This window comes from Bifidobacterium sp. LH_389, from assembly GCF_056357235.1.
Window position 1 is genome coordinate 273,881 of the sequence record NZ_JBKEVR010000002.1, and the last position, 18,044, is coordinate 291,924.

At 65.5% G+C, this 18,044-nt stretch carries 15 protein-coding genes; 11 read left to right on the forward strand and 4 right to left on the reverse strand.

From position 1 onward, the window contains the following. The first annotated feature begins 25 nt into the window (after positions 1-25). Positions 26-1,042 carry a D-2-hydroxyacid dehydrogenase gene (locus AC1AZA_RS03505; protein WP_476513354.1) on the forward strand — a complete coding sequence of 339 codons (1,017 nt, stop codon included), beginning with the start codon at positions 26-28 and terminating at the stop codon, positions 1,040-1,042. A gap of 18 nt (positions 1,043-1,060) precedes the next feature. Here AC1AZA_RS03505 and AC1AZA_RS03510 read toward each other — a convergent pair whose 3' ends face one another. The 4 genes from AC1AZA_RS03510 to AC1AZA_RS03525 form a co-directional block, all read right to left on the reverse strand. Further along, positions 1,061-2,074: a Gfo/Idh/MocA family protein gene (locus tag AC1AZA_RS03510; protein ID WP_476513355.1), complete on the reverse strand. Its 1,014-nt coding sequence runs from the start codon at positions 2,072-2,074 to the stop codon at positions 1,061-1,063. A 112-nt stretch (positions 2,075-2,186) separates the two neighbouring features. After that, positions 2,187-2,726, reverse strand: a complete 540-nt coding sequence (locus tag AC1AZA_RS03515) for a peptidylprolyl isomerase (RefSeq protein ID WP_476513356.1) — start codon at positions 2,724-2,726, stop codon at positions 2,187-2,189. A gap of 111 nt (positions 2,727-2,837) precedes the next feature. Beyond that, positions 2,838-3,674 (reverse strand): Cof-type HAD-IIB family hydrolase, encoded by an 837-nt coding sequence (locus AC1AZA_RS03520; RefSeq protein ID WP_476513357.1) that lies wholly within the window; start codon positions 3,672-3,674, stop codon positions 2,838-2,840. 402 nt (positions 3,675-4,076) lie between these two features. Further along, complete coding sequence (locus AC1AZA_RS03525; RefSeq protein WP_476513358.1) at positions 4,077-5,636, reverse strand: MFS transporter; 1,560 nt, start codon at positions 5,634-5,636, stop codon at positions 4,077-4,079. 313 nt (positions 5,637-5,949) lie between these two features. Here AC1AZA_RS03525 and AC1AZA_RS03530 point away from each other — a divergent pair, with 313 nt between their 5' ends. The 10 genes from AC1AZA_RS03530 (at position 5,950) to AC1AZA_RS03575 (ending at position 18,005) form a co-directional block, all read left to right on the forward strand. After that, the gene (locus AC1AZA_RS03530; RefSeq protein WP_476513359.1) at positions 5,950-6,915 is read left to right on the forward strand and encodes a MetQ/NlpA family ABC transporter substrate-binding protein; all 966 of its coding nucleotides are present in this window, start codon (positions 5,950-5,952) and stop codon (positions 6,913-6,915) included. A gap of 107 nt (positions 6,916-7,022) precedes the next feature. Further along, positions 7,023-8,195 (forward strand): methionine ABC transporter ATP-binding protein, encoded by a 1,173-nt coding sequence (locus AC1AZA_RS03535; RefSeq protein WP_476513360.1) that lies wholly within the window; start codon positions 7,023-7,025, stop codon positions 8,193-8,195. Next, positions 8,192-8,881, forward strand: a complete 690-nt coding sequence (locus tag AC1AZA_RS03540; RefSeq protein WP_476513361.1) for a methionine ABC transporter permease — start codon at positions 8,192-8,194, stop codon at positions 8,879-8,881. Before AC1AZA_RS03535 ends, AC1AZA_RS03540 begins: the two co-directional genes overlap by 4 nt. 135 nt (positions 8,882-9,016) lie before the next feature. Then, complete coding sequence (locus AC1AZA_RS03545) at positions 9,017-10,213, forward strand: M20 metallopeptidase family protein (protein WP_476513362.1); 1,197 nt, start codon at positions 9,017-9,019, stop codon at positions 10,211-10,213. A gap of 48 nt (positions 10,214-10,261) precedes the next feature. Further along, positions 10,262-12,010, forward strand: coding sequence for an NAD+ synthase (locus AC1AZA_RS03550; RefSeq protein ID WP_476513363.1), 1,749 nt, complete (start codon positions 10,262-10,264; stop codon positions 12,008-12,010). Positions 12,011-12,111: 101 nt separating this feature from the next. Further along, positions 12,112-12,357, forward strand: a complete 246-nt coding sequence (locus AC1AZA_RS03555) for a hypothetical protein (protein ID WP_476513364.1) — start codon at positions 12,112-12,114, stop codon at positions 12,355-12,357. 173 nt (positions 12,358-12,530) lie between these two features. Next, on the forward strand, positions 12,531-14,906 hold the full coding sequence (pflB, locus tag AC1AZA_RS03560) for a formate C-acetyltransferase (RefSeq protein WP_476513365.1): 2,376 nt from the start codon (positions 12,531-12,533) through the stop codon (positions 14,904-14,906). 110 nt (positions 14,907-15,016) lie between these two features. Next, positions 15,017-15,898: a pyruvate formate-lyase-activating protein gene (pflA, locus tag AC1AZA_RS03565; protein ID WP_476513366.1), complete on the forward strand. Its 882-nt coding sequence runs from the start codon at positions 15,017-15,019 to the stop codon at positions 15,896-15,898. 167 nt (positions 15,899-16,065) lie between these two features. Then, positions 16,066-16,689, forward strand: coding sequence for a DUF3000 family protein (locus AC1AZA_RS03570; RefSeq protein WP_476513367.1), 624 nt, complete (start codon positions 16,066-16,068; stop codon positions 16,687-16,689). Positions 16,690-16,718: 29 nt separating this feature from the next. Continuing rightward, positions 16,719-18,005: an HRDC domain-containing protein gene (locus tag AC1AZA_RS03575; RefSeq protein WP_476513368.1), complete on the forward strand. Its 1,287-nt coding sequence runs from the start codon at positions 16,719-16,721 to the stop codon at positions 18,003-18,005. The last annotated feature ends 39 nt before the right edge of the window (positions 18,006-18,044 follow it).

Below are 18,044 nucleotides of genomic sequence, written 5' to 3' on the forward strand. Positions count from 1 at the left end.
ACGGGCTCATAGGAAGGATGGGAACATGACCGACGAATCCGTGAAGCACGGGCACATGCCTGCGAACGTCGAACGCCTGATCGTCAACTGCCTGCCGCTCACCGAGTCGGAGCGCGAACGGTTCCGCGAGGCCGCGGCCGGCGTGGCGCAGGAGTTCACGGGCGAGCCGTCCCAGCGCGGCTCGATGACGTGGACCGCCACGGTGCCGCCTCAACTGCGCGGCCGTGCGACCGCGGTGATAGGTAACTTCCCCGTGGCGGATGCCCCGCAGTATCCGCGTCTCGAATGGGTGCAGACCTGGTCCGCCGGCGTGGACCGGTACGTGGCCGAGGGCGCGTTGCCGGACGGCGTGCGGGTGACCAGTGCCTCGGGCGCCTACGGTCAGAGCGTCTCCGAGCATCTGTTCGCGCTTATGTGGGCGCTCATGCGGCATCTGCCGGCGTACCGCGATCAGCAGCGGCTCGGGCGGTGGCATGATCTGGGTCGTGCCATGAGCCCGGCGGGCGCGAACGTGCTGGTGATAGGCACGGGGGACATCGGCTCGCATTTCGCCCGGCTCGCAACGGCCGTAGGCGCGCATGTGGTCGGCGTGCGCCGGCATGCCGCAGTGGCACGGCTCGTTCCCGGATTTGCCGAGATCCACGGCGTTGACGAGCTGGATGCCCTGCTGCCGTCCGCGGACGTAGTGGTGTCCATCGTGCCGTCCACGCCGCAGACCCACCATCTCATCGGTGCAGGTCGGTTGGCGCTCATGAAGCCGACTGCCATCCTGCTCAACGCCGGACGCGGCGATGCGATCGACCCGGACGCCCTGCTGGAGGCGCTGCACGCGGAACGGATCGCCGGAGCCGGTCTCGACGTGACCGAGCCGGAACCGCTGCCCGCCGACCATCCGCTGTGGCGCGAACCCCGGTGCATCATCACCCCGCACGTGGCCGGCGGCATGCACCTTGAGACCACGGAGAGACGCATCATCGCGATCGCACTAGAGAACGTGGCCAATTACGTTGCCGGCCGGGAGCTCGTCAACGTGAGGAAGTGAGTGAGCCCGGCCGGGACGTCACTCGAACGGGAAGCGCAGTCCCCACGCGCCGCGGATGCGGTCCATGAGCGCCATGATGCGCAGCGTGTCCGCGTGCGGCATCTCCTCGCATTCGGTCTTGCCGGCGAGCAGCGCGCGGGCGGCGGCCGCCACCTCGTACTCGTAGCCGGTGAGCTGTTCGGGCACGTCGCGGGTCACGACGGGACGGTGGTCGCGGCCGAACACGCCGATGCGCTCCACGTTGTTGATGTTCTCGCACACTACGTAGCCTTCGGTGCCGCGGATCACGCCGAGTCGATCGCCCACGGCGGACATGGAGCTGGTGGCCGTTGCCATCACGTTGCCCGCGTAGTACAGCGTGGTCGCGTTCTGCTCGTCCACGCCGGTCTCGTAAGTCACGTACGAGGTTTCGACGCGTTCGGGTGCGCGGCCGCGCATCGCCATGTCGATGAAGTTGAGCGGGTAGACGCCCACGTCGAGCAGTGCGCCGCCGGCCAGCGCCGGATCGGTCATACGCGCCTTGCCGGTGGTCGGATAGCTCAGGTCCGCGCTCAGGGAACGCACCTCGCCGATGATCCCCGCATCCACGATCTCGTCGATCATGGCGCGCGAGGGCATGTAGCGCGTCCAGATTGCCTCCGTGCACAGCACCCTGGCCTTCTGTGCGGCATCCAGCACCGTGCGCGCCTGTGCCTCGTTCGCCGCGAACGATTTCTCCACGAGCGTCGCCTTGCCTGCCTCGATGCACAGCATTGCCTGCTCGGCGTGCAGGCTGTGCGGCGTGGCGATGTAGACCAGGTCCACGTTCGGATCGGCGACGAGCTCCTCGTACGAGCCGTAGGAGACCCCGATCCCGTAGCGGTCGGCGAACGTGCGGGCGCGCTCTCCGTCGCGCGCGGCCACCGCATACGGGTTCACGAGATCGGCATAGCGCGGATCGGACGCCATCTTCACGAGCGTGTTCGCCATGGCTTGCGCGATGCGGCCTGCGCCGAGGATCGCCACGTTGACGCGGGAAACGAAATGGGACATTGGAATGCGCTCCTTGAGGCGGATGGTCGGCTGACGGATATCGGGACAAGAACGGCCCCTTCGTGCGAAGGGGCCGAGGGCGGAAGCCGAGGGGCTGGAATGCGGGGAAAGATCAGAGCACTTCGACGGTTTCGATCATCGCCGGTTCGAGCGGCGCGTCGGAACGGTCGGTCGGCAGGGCTTCGAGCTTGTCCACCACGGCCTTGGACTCGTCATCGGCCACCTCGCCGAAGATGGTGTGATGCCCGTTGAGCCACGTGGTGGGCACGGTGGTGATGAAGAACTGGGAGCCGTTGGTGCCGTGCACCTCGCCGGTGAACGGGTTGCGGCGCAGGCCGGCGTTCGCCATGGCCAGCAGGTAGGGACGGTCGAAGGTGAGCGACGGATCGATCTCGTCGTCGAAGTTGTAGCCGGGGCCGCCGGTGCCGTTGCCCAGCGGGCAGCCGCCCTGAATCATGAAGTCCTTGATGATGCGGTGGAAGGTCAGGCCGTTGTAGAACGGCTCGTGGCTCTTCTCGCCGGTGATCGGGTCGGTCCATTCCTTGGAGCCGGTGGCCAGACCCACGAAGTTCTTCACGGTTTCGGGGGCCTTGTCGTCGAACAGGTTGATCCTGATGTCACCTTCGGAGGTGTGCATGATAACGGTAGTCATGGGGTTCAGTCTCTCACGCGCCGCATACAATCGCCGCATGCAACCGTTGCTCGCGCCCGTCGCGTGCGGCCCGCGATCGGGTTGCGGCAGTTGCGGCTCGGTCGGTTACGCTCAGATCGCTCCGAGCCGTTCGAGCGCGTTCGCTATGCCCGCGTGGTCCACGTCGTCGGTGACCAGATCCGCGGCCGCCTTCACGTCGTCGGCAGCATTGCCCATGGCCACGCCCGTGCCCGCCGCGCGCAGCATCGCGATGTCGTTGCCGCCGTCTCCGAACGCGATCGTGCGGTCCATGTCCAGTCCCAGCTGTGCGGCGAACGCGCGCATGCCCGCCGGCTTGCCGCCGTCCGCGGGGATGAGGTCGGTGAATGCGGGGTGCCAGCGCACGCCGGTCGTATGCGGGAGCATGGTGACCAGTTCGGCCTCTTCGGCGGGCGTGATGTACGGGCTCACCTGATACGTGGGGTGGGTGAGGGCGCGTGCCGGATCGTCCACGTAGACGGGCGGCGCGGTTTTGCCGAGGCTCCTCCACGTGGCGCGCATGTGCTCGTCCACATGGTTGAAGTACACGTAGTCGCTTTCCCCGAAGTTGCTCACCACATGCGGGCGGGCGGCCAGCCAGTCGAGGATGATCGCCAGATCCTCGCGTTCCAGCGCGTGCTCGGATATCACTCGGCTGCGGCGAATGCCATCCGCCGCAGTGCCGCCAAGATCCGGCCGGTCGTCCAGCAGACAGTACTGGCCGTTGAACGTCACGTATCCGTCGAAGGCGAGCGGGATCGTGTCCAATACCTTGACGGCCTGGCTGGGGGAGCGGCCGGTGCAGATGAAGATGCGTACGCCGGCCTCGCGCAGGGCCTGCAGCGCAGCAAGCGTGGAGTCGGGAACCGCGTGCGCGGTGAAGCTGGTCAGCGTGCCGTCGATGTCGAAGAACGCGGAGGTGAAGCGCATAGGCTCATTGTACGGCGTGCCCGCCGTACCGCGTTCTGCCGAACGGTGCCTTCGGGTGCTCCCGGCGTGCCCGGTTGCGTGGCGGCCGCCAAAATACGGGCTCTGCGGGCCGAAATCCGCGATTCGCAGCGCTATCGGGTCGTTTTTTGCCCGATTCGCGACCCGATAATGCTGCGAACCGTCGATTTCGGTCTGCGCAGCCCGTATTTTGCACCGCATCGCCGAATAGTCGTAGTTGTACAAAGGTCGCATTGGCCCGGCTGGACCGGCAGTGCGTCGGTCAGAGTAATGTGCCGGTCAGAGTAGTGCCGTGGTCAGGGTAGTGCTGCGTTGGAACAGGATCGCCGGTTGGGGCGTTGCCGTGCCTTGTGGGCTCGCCGGCCAAGCCTTCGCACTCGCCGGTCAGGCCTTCGCATCGGGCCAGACGTCCCGATAGTCCACGCCGGTGAGCTCCTCCACGGTTCGCCGCACGTGCGGGTCCACGTCCCGCTTGGCGCCACCGGATTCCAGCCGGTCGATCTCCCCGAGCAGCTCCATGTCGGTGCGCCGGTTGAGCGTCATGCGGCGTGCAACGGTCCATGCCACCGCCACGGCCAGCAGATAGATGCCGGCCGTGGAGCAGGCCAGTGCAATCTGTGCGCTGAACGGCTGAGCGTCCAGCGAAGGGTCGAACCCGGTCCATGAAAGCACGCCGCCCACGCTCACGGCCACGATGCCGGAGCACAGCTGGCGGAAGAACGCCTGTACGCCGGCGAAGGTGGCAGACCGGCTGCGCTCGGTGACGATCCGATCCACGTCCGCAATGAGCGGAAACACCTGCCACGGCGTGAAGCCGGCGGACGTGCGGAAGGCGAAGAACACCACCGTGCTGACGACGGCGAACGAGGTCCACGCCGCCCCGGAAAGCAGGCCGGATGCATGCAGCAGCCACGCGCCCAGCATCATGACCGCTCCGACGCCCATCCCTACGAATCCCGCGGCGTATACCGTGCGCGGCCCGAACCGCAGGAGCAGCCAGTTGCACGCCGGCATGAGCGGCAGCGCCAGCACGGTGAACGTGAGCAGCAGCGAGGCGAATGCCGCGCTCTGTCCCCAGTCAAAGATCACGAAGTAGGCAAAGGTCTGCCCGAACACGTCCATCGCGCACATGAGCATCAGGTAGATGCCGAGGTGCTGGCGGAATGCGCGGATGCGCAGCGTGGAGGCGTATTCGCGCGCGAGTGTGCCCACGCGGTGAGCCCAGACGGCGAATCCCACGTGCAGCGGGGTGCTGGCTCCATGGACGAATGCGCCGAATCCCGCCTCTTCCGGGGTCATCTCCCAGGTGGTGCGCCAGCAGACGAACATGGCGATCGCGAATATCACGGTGAACGTCATGGTGAACAGCTGGTAGCTCGAGGCGGCGTTCTCGCCGAATATGGCCAGGACGGCGGAACCGGTCAACGGAACTATGGTGCCGGCGGCGTTGGAAATGTACAGGCGCGTGGCACTCAGGCGCGTGCGCCCCCGGAAATCGGTGGTCATCTCCCCGGGAAGCGCGTTGTAGGCGGTCATGAAGATCTGGAAGGCCATGATCCACACCATGTAGGCTGCGCAGTAGAGTGCGGTGGGCATGCCGGGGATCCACAGCAGCACGCCTATGAGCAGCGAGGGCGACATGATGAGCAGCAGGAGGCGCCTCCTGCCGAACCGTCGGCCTATGGCGAATCGGTAGAGATTGTCGGACAAGGCGCCGAAGAACAGGGCGAAGAAGGCTCCCAGCGCGGTGCATCCGCCGATGATGCCCTGCGCGGTCTGGATGTCCAGTCCGCAGAAGCGCGTCCAGAACAGGGACAGGTATGTGGCGGTCAGGGTCAGCTGGCCGCCGCCGTAGAAGTCGCCGATGCCGAAACCGATGCTGCTGCCGATGGTGATGGTGCGTGCGCCGCCGGGAGCGTCGTGCCGTGAATCCTCGCTGATCATTACGTTGATTGTAGCGGCGTCCGGGGTATCGGCGTGCGCTGATTGCCGTGTATTGCCACGGGACGGCCGGATTGTCGCGAGATTGCCGCGGGATCGCCATAGAGGTCCGGAATGCGGACGGTAAATATGAGACAATCGGCGGCTGCGGCCGGGTTGCAACGGGCTATCAACCCCCGCGGTCGCAATGTTCGTGAAGCGGTCATAAGCAGTGTGTATAGGAGAATCGGCCGAATTGCGCCGTTTTTGCGCATCGTTCGCGTAGCCTAGATACCAGCTTCGCCCAAGAAGGGGGCGGGTGAGAGAGGAAACAATCATGACAGCAGCAACCCAGCAGCCGGTGAACCCGCAGGAACCGGTCCGCGTCAATCACACCCTGCGCAACGCGATCATCGCCATCGTCGTGGTGGTGGCCGTGGTACTCGCCGGATTCTTCGGCTACCGTGCGTTCGCCGGCGGCAAGGACGCGGCGGCCAAGGGCTCCAAGGACAATCCGGTCAAGATCGGCGTGGTGGGCGCCACCGACCCGGACTTCGTGGCCTTCAAGGCCGAGGCGGAGAAGCAGGGCATCTACGTCGACTTCGTCGATTTCCAGGACTACACGTCGGAAAACCCGGCGCTCGACTCCGGCGAGCTTGACCTGAACGAGTTCCAGCACCTGCTGTACCTCGCCAACTACAACGTGAAGAACAACAAGGACCTCCAGCCGATCGGCGGCACCGCCACCTATCCGCTGTCCCTGTACTCCAAGAAGGTCAAGTCCGTGGACGAGATCAAGCAGGGCGACACCATCACCATTCCGAACGACGAGACCAATCAGGCCCGCGCCATCGGCGTGCTCAAGACCGCCGGCCTCATCGAGCTCAAGGGCGACTGGACCGCGTTCAGCACCCCGGCCGACATCGACACCGCCAAGAGCAAGGTCAAGGTGACCCCGCTCAAGGCCGAGCAGGTGGCCAACTCGCTGAGCGACCCGCAGGTCACCGGCGGTATCATCAACAACGACTATGTGGCGGACGCCGGTCTGAAGCTCGACGAATCCGTGTTCAAGGACGAGGCCAAGGGCGTCGAATCCCGCCCGTACATCAACGTGTTCGTGGCCCGCAAGGCGGACGTGAACAACCCGACGTACCTGAAGCTCGTCAAGATCTTCCAGGACTCCAAGGACGTCCAGGCCGCGCTGCAGGAGAAGTCCGGCAACACCGCCATCTCCGCGAACGAATACACCGCCGAGCAGCTGCAGGGCTTCCTCGCGGACATCGAAGCGGACGCGAAGAAGTAACCTTGGACCGCTAGCATGCCGTCAGGCGGCCGCCCGGCCATCACCGGGTGCGCCGCCTGACGGCACGCGTGCGCACCGGAAGCCAACAGAGCAAGGAAGGACCTACGATGACCCAAGCGACGGGCGAACCGATCATCGTCTTCGACCATGCGGTCAAGGAATTCAGGCAGCGTGGCGCTGGCGGCGGCAAGGTCATGCGTGCCGTGGACGACGTGTCGCTGACCATCAACCGGGGTGACATCTTCGGCATCATCGGCTACTCGGGTGCCGGCAAGTCCACGCTCGTGCGCCTCATCAACGCGCTCGAACGCCCCACCGGCGGCACGGTCACCGTGCTCGGCACGGACATCACGTCGCTGAGCGAGGCGAAGCTCAGACCCATCCGCCAGAAGATCGGCATGATCTTCCAGCAGTTCAACCTGTTCTCCACCAAGACCGTGGCGCAGAACGTGGCCTACCCCCTGAAGCTTGACCACTGGCGCAAGGACTATCAGGACCGCCGCGTGGCCGAGCTGCTCGAGTTCGTCGGCCTTGCCGATCAGGCCGGCAAGTACCCGGCGCAGCTGTCCGGCGGCCAGAAGCAGCGCGTCGGCATCGCCCGGGCCCTCGCCACGAACCCGCAGATCCTGCTGGCGGACGAGGCCACGAGTGCGCTCGACCCGGAAACCACCAGCGAGGTACTGGACCTTCTGAAGCGCGTCAACGCGCAGTTCGGCATCACCATCGTGCTCATCACCCACCAGATGAACGTGGTCCAGCAGATCGCCAACCGGGTGGCCGTCATGAGCGCGGGCCGCGTGGTGGAGCGCGGCGACGTGTACGACGTATTCGCCGCCCCGAGCCAGCCCGTCACCAAGCGGTTCATCGCCACCGCTTTACGGGGTCTGCCGGACGAGGAACGCGTGGAACGCATGCACCGGGACAACGCCGGGCGTATCGTCTCCGTGATCATCCGCCAGCAGGACGTCGCCCGCGAGGAGGGAGTCCTGCCCGCCTCCGGCCAGAACATCTCCGGCACCATCGCCCGCCACCCGTCCGTCGCCACGTCCATGCTGTACGGCGGCATCGACACGGTCAGCGGCCAGGGCATCGGTGCCATCACCTACGAATTCACCGGACCCGAGGCGGAACTCGGGGCGTTCCTCGACGACCTTGCCTCGGCTAGCGATCTGGTCGACTTTGGCACCGCGGACAGCCCGGTGCCCTACGCGCGGGCCGTCGCCAATCCGCGCACGCAGCACGCGCCGCAGCGCACGCAGCAGGAAGGAGCCGCGCGATGATCACCCTCGCCAACGCCACGACCACCAACTGGGAGGTCCTGAAGCCCCTCCTCGCGCAATCCGTCGTGCAGACCCTGCAGATGGTCCTCACCACGCTCGTCGTGGGCGGGTTCCTGGGCCTCGTGCTCGGCGTGATCCTGTACGGCACGCGCCCGGGCAACCTGTTCGAGAACGCGATCGTCTACCGCATCCTCGACTTCATCATCAACCTCATCCGGCCCATCCCGTTCATCATCTTCCTGGCGGCCATGCAGCCGGTCACCATCGCCGTGGTGGGCACGTCGATCGGCACGCTCGCCGCGATCTTCCCCATGTGCGTGATGTGCACCATGGCCACCTCGAGGCTTGTGGAACAGAACCTCGTGACCGTAGATCCGGGCATCATCGAGGCGGCACGTTCCATGGGCGCCTCCAAGCTCACCATCGTGTGGACCGTGCTCATCCCCGAGGCGCTCGCCCCGCTTATCCTCGCCTACGCGTTCCTGTTCATCGGCGTGCTCGACATGTCCGCCATGGCCGGCTACATCGGCGGCGGCGGTCTCGGCAACTTCGCCATCGCCTACGGCTACCAGAAGTTCGATCAGGGCGTCACTTGGACGGCCGTGGTCATCATGATAGTGCTCGTGCAGGTGGTGCAGGGCATCGCCAACGCCATCGCCAAGCGTCTGCTCAAGCGCGGGCAGTGAGCTCCACGCCGTCTGACCGCCTCCTTCACGTACGTTTTCATATCCTCCGATACGGAAACGTACGCCGGCGACCTCCAGATGGCGTAAAACATATCAGCTGATACGAAAACGTACACTAGGACCGGAATCGCAATCATGACCGCTGCATCCGCAACATCCGCAACATCCTTCACCCCCGTGCGCATCGACGCGGACCCCGAGCTTATCGGGATCCGTCACTACCTGCATGCCCACCCGGAGCGCAGTTTCAAGGAATTCGAAACCAGCAAGTACCTCGCCGGCCAGCTCAGGGACCACGGCATTCAGGTGCTCGATCTGCCCGAGCCGCTCGAGACCGGCGTGATCGGCCTGATCGAGGGCACCGCCGGCCCCGGCCCGCGCGTGGGGCTCAGGGCGGATATCGACGGCCTGCCGGTGCACGAGGAAACCGGTCTGCCGTACGCCTCCGTCAACGAGGGCGTGATGCACGCCTGCGGCCATGACTTCCACATGACCGGCCTGCTCGGTGCCGCGTTCTGGCTGGCCCAGCACCGTGACCGGTTCGCCGGTTCGGTCAAGCTCGTCTTCCAGCCCGCCGAGGAACTGGGGGAGGGCGCGGCCCGGTGCGTCGAGGCCGGCGTGGCGGACGATCTCGATGCGATCGTGGGCACGCACAACAACCCGAACTACAAGCCCGGCGAGGTTGCCGTGGGCGTGGAGCCCATGATGGCCGGCTGCGTGAAGTTCCGCGTGAACCTGCATGCCACCGGCACCCACGCCGGCTACCCGCACAAGGGCACCGGCCCGCTCGAGGCGCTCGCCAGCATGATCCTTGCCCTGCAGACCATTGTGAGCCGCAACATCTCGCCGTTCCACGCGGTGGTGGTCTCCATCACGCAGGTGTACGGCGGAGACGTGTGGAACGTGGTGCCCGCCGAGGCCGGATTCCAGGGTACCGTGCGCTTCTTCGACCCGGACGACGAAACGGTCGTCTCCCGCCGGTTCCGTGCGCAGGTGGAGGACACGGCCCGTGCGTACGGCATCAGTGCGGATGTGGACTGGGACGTGATCCAGCGTCCGCTCGTGGGGGACCCTGCGCTCAGCGAGAAGATTGCGGACGACGTACCCGCCTACGCCAAGCTCAGGCCCATCCGCCCGTCCATGGCCGGCGAGGACTTCGAGGAGTTCTCGCACCGTATTCCGGTGGCCTTCGCCTTCATCGGTTCCAACGGCGAGCCCGGATGCCCCGACTGGCACAGCCCGAACTTCATCGGACTGGACGGGGCGATCGGTCCGGCCGCCAGCTTCTACGTCAACGCCGCGTTGCGCCTGCTGGGGGAACTGGCCGGCTGAGCGGCGGCGGGCGGCGGCGGGCCGGTGGGCGAATTACACTGGGATGCCATGAGTGCTTCCAACAGTGAGATTCGTTTCGCGCTGGCCCAGATCGACACCTGCGTGGGCGATCTGGACGGCAATGCCGACAAGGTCCTCGACTACGCCCATCGGGCCGCCAAGCGCGGTGCGCAGGTGGTGGTCTTCCCCGAGATGACGCTGACCGGATACCCGATCGAGGACCTGGCCCTGCGCGCCACGTTCCGCAGGGCTGCATGGGACAAGGCCAACTGGCTGGCCGTGGAGCTTGAGGCGGACGGACTGGGCGACCTCTACGTGGTGGCCGGCACGGTGGGCACCGCAGCCGGCACATCGGGCGCGGCGGACAGGGCGGTGGGCGGCGATCCGCGTGACGCCAAGCCCACGAACCGTCTCGTGGTGCTGCACGCAGGCGTGGTATGGACCGGGTATGACAAGCATTTCCTGCCCAACTACGGCGTGTTCGACGAGTTCCGCATCTTCACGCCCGGCGAGCGGTCCGTCACGTTCGAGGTGAACGGCAGGAAGCTTGGCGTGGCGATCTGCGAGGACATCTGGCAGGACGGCGGCCCGGTCGCCGAGCTTGCCAACGAGCGCATCGACGTGCTCGTCACCATCAACGGCAGCCCGTACGAGGAGGGCAAGACCCATGTGCGCCGCGAGATCGCCGCCAAGCGCGCCGCCGAGGTGCATGCGCCGGTCATCTACGTCAATCAGGTGGGCGGTCAGGACGATCTGGTGTTCGACGGCGGTTCCTTCACGCTCGCTGCCGACGGCACGATGGTCCAGCGCTCGCCCCAGTTCGTGGAGGACCTGAGCCTGGTCACGCTGGACGCACGCGGCGATGCGCTGCCGGGCGAGATGGCCCCGGCGCTCGATCCGGACGAGGAGGTCTACACCGCCTGCGTGCTGGGACTGAAGGACTATATGGTCAAGAACCGGTTCACCGGGGTGTGCCTGGGCCTTTCCGGCGGCATCGACTCCGCGCTCGTGGCCGCCATGGCCGCGGACGCGTGCGGAGGGGCGAACGTGTGGGGCATCTCCATGCCGAGCATGTACTCCTCGGACGGCTCCAAGGACGACGCCGCGGACCTTGCGCGCAATCTGGGCGCTCATTACGACGTGCAGCCGATCGAACCGCTGTTCCACGCCTTCCAGAACCAGCTTGACCTGCACGACGTGGCGGCCGAGAACCTGCAGGCCCGCATCCGCGGCGTGATCGTCATGGCCTACTCGAACTCCAAGGGGCTGCTCGCCGTGGCCACCGGCAACAAGTCGGAGCTGGCCTGCGGCTACTCCACCATCTACGGCGACGCGGTGGGCGGCTATGCGCCCATCAAGGACCTGCTCAAGACGCGCGTGTGGGAGCTGTCCCGCTGGCGCAACCGTGCCGCTGCCGCCGGCATGGGCATCGGCGGACTGCACGTGGTGGGCAACGAGGCGGGCAATCCCGGCGTGCCGCTTCCCGGCGGCGTGATGATCCCCGTCAATTCGATCGAGAAGGCGCCCAGCGCCGAGCTGCGCCCGGGGCAGAAGGACTCCGATTCACTGCCCGAGTACGCATTGCTCGACCGGGTGCTCGCCGCGTACATCGAGCACGCGCACGGCCGCGCCGACCTGCTGGCCGACGGGTTCGACGCCCGCACCGTGGACACGGTGATGCGGCTGGTGGACCGCGCCGAATGGAAGCGCCGCCAGTATCCGCTCGGTCCCAAGGTGACAGCCCTCGCGTTCGGGCGCGACCGCAGGCTTCCGGTCACGAGCGCGTTCCGCGAATAGCGGCGCACGGACGTCGGGCCCGCTCCCCTCGGGGCGGGCCTTGTCATATACCATGTGGCATGGGGCTTTGCAGACAGCAATCCGCAAGGAAAGGGGAACCAATGGCAGGCGAGGAATGGTATTTCAACACGGTGACCGGTGAACCCGAACTGGGCAAGATCTCGCCGATCTCCCGGCGCATGGGGCCGTACCGCTCCCGCGAGGAGGCGCTCAAGGCATGGGACATCGTGCGCGAACGCAACCGCAAGTGGGACCGTCAGGACGCCGTGTGGCGCGGGGACGTGCCTCAGCCTGGCTCAGGCGTGGGAGAGGATACCGGCGAGGGTTCGGCGCCCTACGCCGCGTAAGCCGTCACCCTCATGAAAACCTTGGAACGCCGCCGATCTGTGACGCTTGTCACAAAACCGACAAATGTGATATACATCACGGCAAAATCCAAGGTTTTCCCCAGCATTCCCGGTACACTAGTCAATTGACGGAGGCGCGTGGAAGCGCCAACGATAATCACCAAGGAGTGAGCATGGCAGCAGTTGAACAAACCGCAGTCTCTCAGGAAGAGCTCGAGGCCAAGGCCTGGGCTGGCTTCACCGAGGGTAACTGGCAGAAGGACATCGACGTTCGTGACTTCATCCAGAAGAACTACACCCCGTACGAGGGTGACGAGTCCTTCCTGGCGAACGCCACCGAGAAGACCAAGCACCTGTGGAACTACCTCGACGACAACTACCTGGCCGTCGAGCGCAAGCAGCGCGTCTACGACGTGGACACCCACACCCCGGCTGGCATCACCGCTTTCCCGGCTGGCTACATCGACTCCCCGGAGGTCGACAACGTGATCGTCGGCTTGCAGACCGACGTCCCCTGCAAGCGCGCCATGATGCCGAACGGCGGTTGGCGTATGGTCGAGCAGGCCATCAAGGAAGCCGGCAAGGAAGTTGACCCCGAGGTCAAGAAGATCTTCACCGTCTACCGCAAGACCCACAACGACGGCGTGTTCGGTGTCTACACCAAGGACATCAAGATCGCCCGCCACAACAAGATCCTCACCGGTCTGCCGGACGCCTACGGCCGTGGCCGCATCATCGGCGACTACCGTCGTGTCGCCCTGTACGGCGTGAACACCCTGATCAAGTTCAAGCAGCGCGACAAGGACTCCATCCCCTACCGCAACGACTTCACCGAGCCGGAGATCGAGCACTGGATCCGCTTCCGTGAGGAGCACGACGAGCAGATCAAGGCCCTCAAGCAGCTCATCAAGCTGGGCGCCGAGTACGGTCTGGACCTGTCCCGTCCGGCTCAGAACGCTCACGAAGCCGTGCAGTGGACCTACATGGGCTACCTGGCCTCCATCAAGTCCCAGGATGGCGCCGCCATGTCCTTCGGCCGCAACTCCGCCTTCTTCGATTGCTACTTCGAGCGCGATCTGAAGAACGGCCTCATCACCGAGACCGATGCTCAGGAGATCATCGACAACATCGTGATGAAGCTGCGCATCGTCCGCTTCCTGCGCACCAAGGACTACGACAACATCTTCTCCGGTGACCCCTACTGGGCAACCTGGTCCGATGCCGGTTTCGCCGACGACGGCCGTCCGCTGGTCACCAAGACCTCCTTCCGTCTGCTCAACACCCTGACCCTTGAGCACCTCGGACCTGGCCCGGAGCCGAACATCACCATCTTCTGGGATCCGAAGCTGCCGGAAGGCTACAAGCGCTTCTGCGCCAAGATCTCCATCGACACCTCCGCCATCCAGTACGAGTCCGACAAGCAGATTCGTGCTCACTGGGGCGACGACGCCGCCATCGCCTGCTGCGTCTCCCCGATGCGCGTCGGCAAGCAGATGCAGTTCTTCGCGGCCCGCGTGAACTCCGCCAAGGCCCTGCTGTACGCCATCAACGGCGGCCGTGATGAGATGACCGGCATGCAGGTCATCGACAAGGGCGTCATCGAGCCGATTGCTCCGGAAGCTGACGGCACCCTGGACTACGAGAAGGTCAAGGCCAACTACGAGAAGGCTCTCGAGTGGCTGTCCGAGACCTACGTCAAGGCCCTGAACATCATCCACTACATGCACGATAAGTACGCCTACGAGTCCATCGAGATGGCTCTGCACGACAAGGAAGTGTACCGTACCCTTGGTTGCGGTATGTCCGGTCTGTCCATCGCCGCCGACTCGCTGTCCGCCTGCAAGTACGCCAAGGTGTACCCGATCTACAACAAGGACGCCAAGAACCTTGAGGGTCACGAGTACGAGTACGTTGAGGGCGCCGACGACGATCTGGTCGTGGGCTACCGCACCGAGGGCGAGTTCCCGATCTACGGCAACGACGACGATCGCGCCGACTCCATCGCCAAGTGGGTTGTGTCCACCGTGATGGGCCAGGTCAAGCGTCTGCCCGTGTACCGTGGCGCCGTCCCGACCCAGTCCATCCTGACCATCACCTCCAACGTCGAGTACGGCAAGAACACCGGTTCCTTCCCGTCCGGCCACAAGAAGGGCACCCCGTACGCCCCGGGCGCGAACCCGGAGAACGGCATGGATTCCCACGGCATGCTGCCGTCCATGTTCTCCGTCGGCAAGATCGACTACAACGACGCTCTTGACGGCATCTCGCTGACCAACACCATCACCCCCGATGGCCTCGGTCGCGACGAGGAGGAGCGCATCGGCAACCTGGTCGGCATCCTCGACGCCGGCAACGGCCACGGCCTCTACCACGCGAACATCAACGTTCTGCGCAAGGAGACCATGGAGGACGCCGTCGAGCACCCGGAGAAGTACCCGCACCTGACCGTGCGCGTCTCCGGCTACGCGGTGAACTTCGTCAAGCTCACCAAGGAGCAGCAGCTCGACGTGATCTCCCGTACGTTCCACCAGGGCTCCGTCACCGACTGATCTCGGTAGAACCGCATAAACGGTAGAACGCGAAGGGGCGGGGCTATAATCGGTCCCGCCCCTTTTTCATATACTTTTCAACCCGCCAACATCACGGAGAAAGGACAAGGATGTCTGAAACCACCCAATTTCGCACCACAACCCGGCACATGCTCAAGGAGTCCAAGGAGTACGCCAGCCAAACGTTGATGGGTGGACTCTCCGGATTCGAATCCCCGATCGGCCTCGACCGCCGCGACCGCATCAAGGCCCTGCGCAGCGGAGACGTGGGCTTCGTACACTCGTGGGACATCAACACGTCCGTCGACGGCCCGGGCACCCGCATGACCGTCTTCATGAGTGGCTGCCCGCTTCGCTGTCAGTACTGCCAGAACCCGGATACGTGGAAGATGCGCGACGGCCAGCCCGTGTACCTTGACGCCATGATCAAGAAGGTGGACCGCTACAAGGACCTGTTCAAGGCCACCGGCGGCGGTATCACGTTCTCCGGCGGCGAATCCATGATGCAGCCCGCCTTCGTCTCCCGCGTCTTCCACGCCGCCAAGGAGATGGGCGTGCACACCTGCCTCGACACCTCCGGCTTCCTCAACGCCAACTACACCGACGAGATGATCGACGACATCGACCTGTGCCTGCTCGATGTCAAGTCCGGCAACGAGGAGACCTACAAGAAGGTGACCGGCGGCACCCTCGCGCCCACCATCGAGTTCGGCCACCGTCTGCGCGACCGCGGCAAGAAGATCTGGGTGCGTTTCGTGCTCGTGCCGGGCCTGACCGACGACGAGCAGAACGTGGACGAGGTGGCGCGCATCTGCAAGTCCTTCGGCGACTCGCTCGAACATGTGGACGTGCTTGGCTTCCACCAGCTCGGCCGCCCGAAGTGGCACGAGATGCGCATCCCGTATCCGCTGGAGAACCAGAAGGGACCGTCCGCCAAGCTGCGCGAACGCGTCGCCAACCAGTTCAAGGACTACGGCCTGACCGTCTACTGAGCCTGAGCCACACGAACAAACCCCAAGATTGAGCGGATTGCTTGCGGCGGAAGCCTTCAGAGGCCTCCCCGGCAAGCAATCCGCTCAATCTGCGTTCCGCGACACGCCGAAGGTGTCGAATCCGTTCAATGGCCCGCTTTGCCCCGCCCGCCACGTAGCCTTGAAGCATGGCCAGCATCTACCGGTTCCCGGGCGCGGATGGCCCGGTCGACGGCGAGGACATGCAGCGCAAGGCGGCGCCCATGCCCCCGGCACCCGATGCCGTGCTGCGAGCCGTGGAATCGGTCCGTGCCATGCCGCGCCTCGAGGGGGTGACATATCGTGAGATCGCCGTGCCGGCAACCCTGTGCGCCTACGGCATCGGCGTCAGCCTCACCTGCGCTGCACCACAAGACGACGCCCCGCCACGGTCCGGGTGGATCATGGCACTCTACGACGAGCAGCGGTACGCGGGGGATCGGCACACTGCAGTGCGTTCGCCGTGGCGATTCGTCGCCTTCCTGTCCGTTCCCTTGACAGGTTCCTCCCACCATGCGCTCACGGCGGACATGGCCTGGGATGCCGTGCTGGACGCCCTGCGCCCGTTCGCCGTCCCCTGCAGCGTGGACGGCACGGTCACCGTGACGCACAACGCCCGGTACGAAGGCGGCGGAACCGTGACCGCCCACACGGATTACGGCTGCGAGATACGGGTGTCATGGACACCTGCCACCATGGATGCGCAGGATCCCGACGCCGGTGCGCACATTGCCGCATGGGCCCGGTTCGCATCCGCATGCACCGTCGAATGACCGAACGAACAGCATAAGGAGTCGCCGCCGTGAATGCAGCCGATGAGCCTCGTCTGCTGGCCGAACCGCGTGAAGGAGTGCCGGAGGTGATCGACACGCTCGACGCGTTCCGCCGCATGGTGCAGCGGTTCGCGCAAAGTTCCGGCCCCGTTGGCGCGGACGCCGAGAGGGCCTCCGGATTCCGCTACGGGCATGAGGATTGGCTCGTGCAGTTCAAGCGCGAGGGGGCGGGCATCGCGTTGGTCGATCCCATCGCCGTGGCCGCGGAGGGCGGCAGCTGGTCGGACTTCAATCAGGCCGTGGGCAGTGACGATTGGATTCTGCACGACGCCCTGCAGGACCTTCCCGGATTCGCCGATCTGGGCATGAGACCCCTCAACCTGTTCGACACAGAAATGGCCGCACGCATGCTCGGACTGCGCCGGTTCGGTCTGGCCGCCGTCACCGAGCATTTCCTAGGACTGACGCTCGCCAAGGAGCATTCCGCCGCCGATTGGTCGTACCGCCCGCTGCCGCGCGACTGGCGCAACTATGCGGCGCTGGACGTGGAGCTGCTCATCGAGCTGCGCGAACGCATGCTCGGCGAACTGAAGCGGCAGGGCAAGGACGGCTGGGCGCGCGAGGAGTTCGCCTACATCCTCGCCAAGGGCATGGAGCCCAAGGAGGCGTCGCCGCAGCCGTGGCGGCACATCTCGCGCATCAACGTGCTGGCCCGGGACCGTCAGGGACTGGCCGTGGCCCGTGCGCTGTGGACGCGCCGCGACGAGATCGCCCGCCGGTACGACATTGCCCCGAGTCTGCTGCTCGCTGACGCGTCCATCATCGAAGCTGCGGTCTCCAAGCCCCGCAATGCCCGGGAATTCCGTGCCATCCGTTCGCTCAACGAACGTGTGCGCGTCCACACCGGCGGCGAACAGGACAAGATGTTCGAACGTTACGCGCCCATCCAGCGCGAGGTGAAGCCAGCCGTGTGGAAGGAGACGATCGCCGCAGCGCTGACCCTCAAGCCCGGCGACTGGCCGGTTCCACCGCCCTCCGTGCCGGACGAGTGCAACGCCCCGCGCTCCATGCGCTACTGGCAGGATCGCCATCCCGACCGCTACGCACGGCTGCAGGCGGTCCGGCGCACCATCACCCAGATCGCCGAGGACACGCGCACCCCGGCGGACGTGATCGTCAAGCCGCAGTACATCCGCAACCTGTGCTGGACCGATGATCCCGCTTCGCGCGACGTGGCGGAGTTCCTTTCCGCGCAGGGCGCACGACGCTGGCAGGTCGATCTCATCGCCGCGTCCGTGACCCGCGCTATCATGTAACGGTTGCCTTCAAGGCAGAACTGTATGGTTTCAAGAATA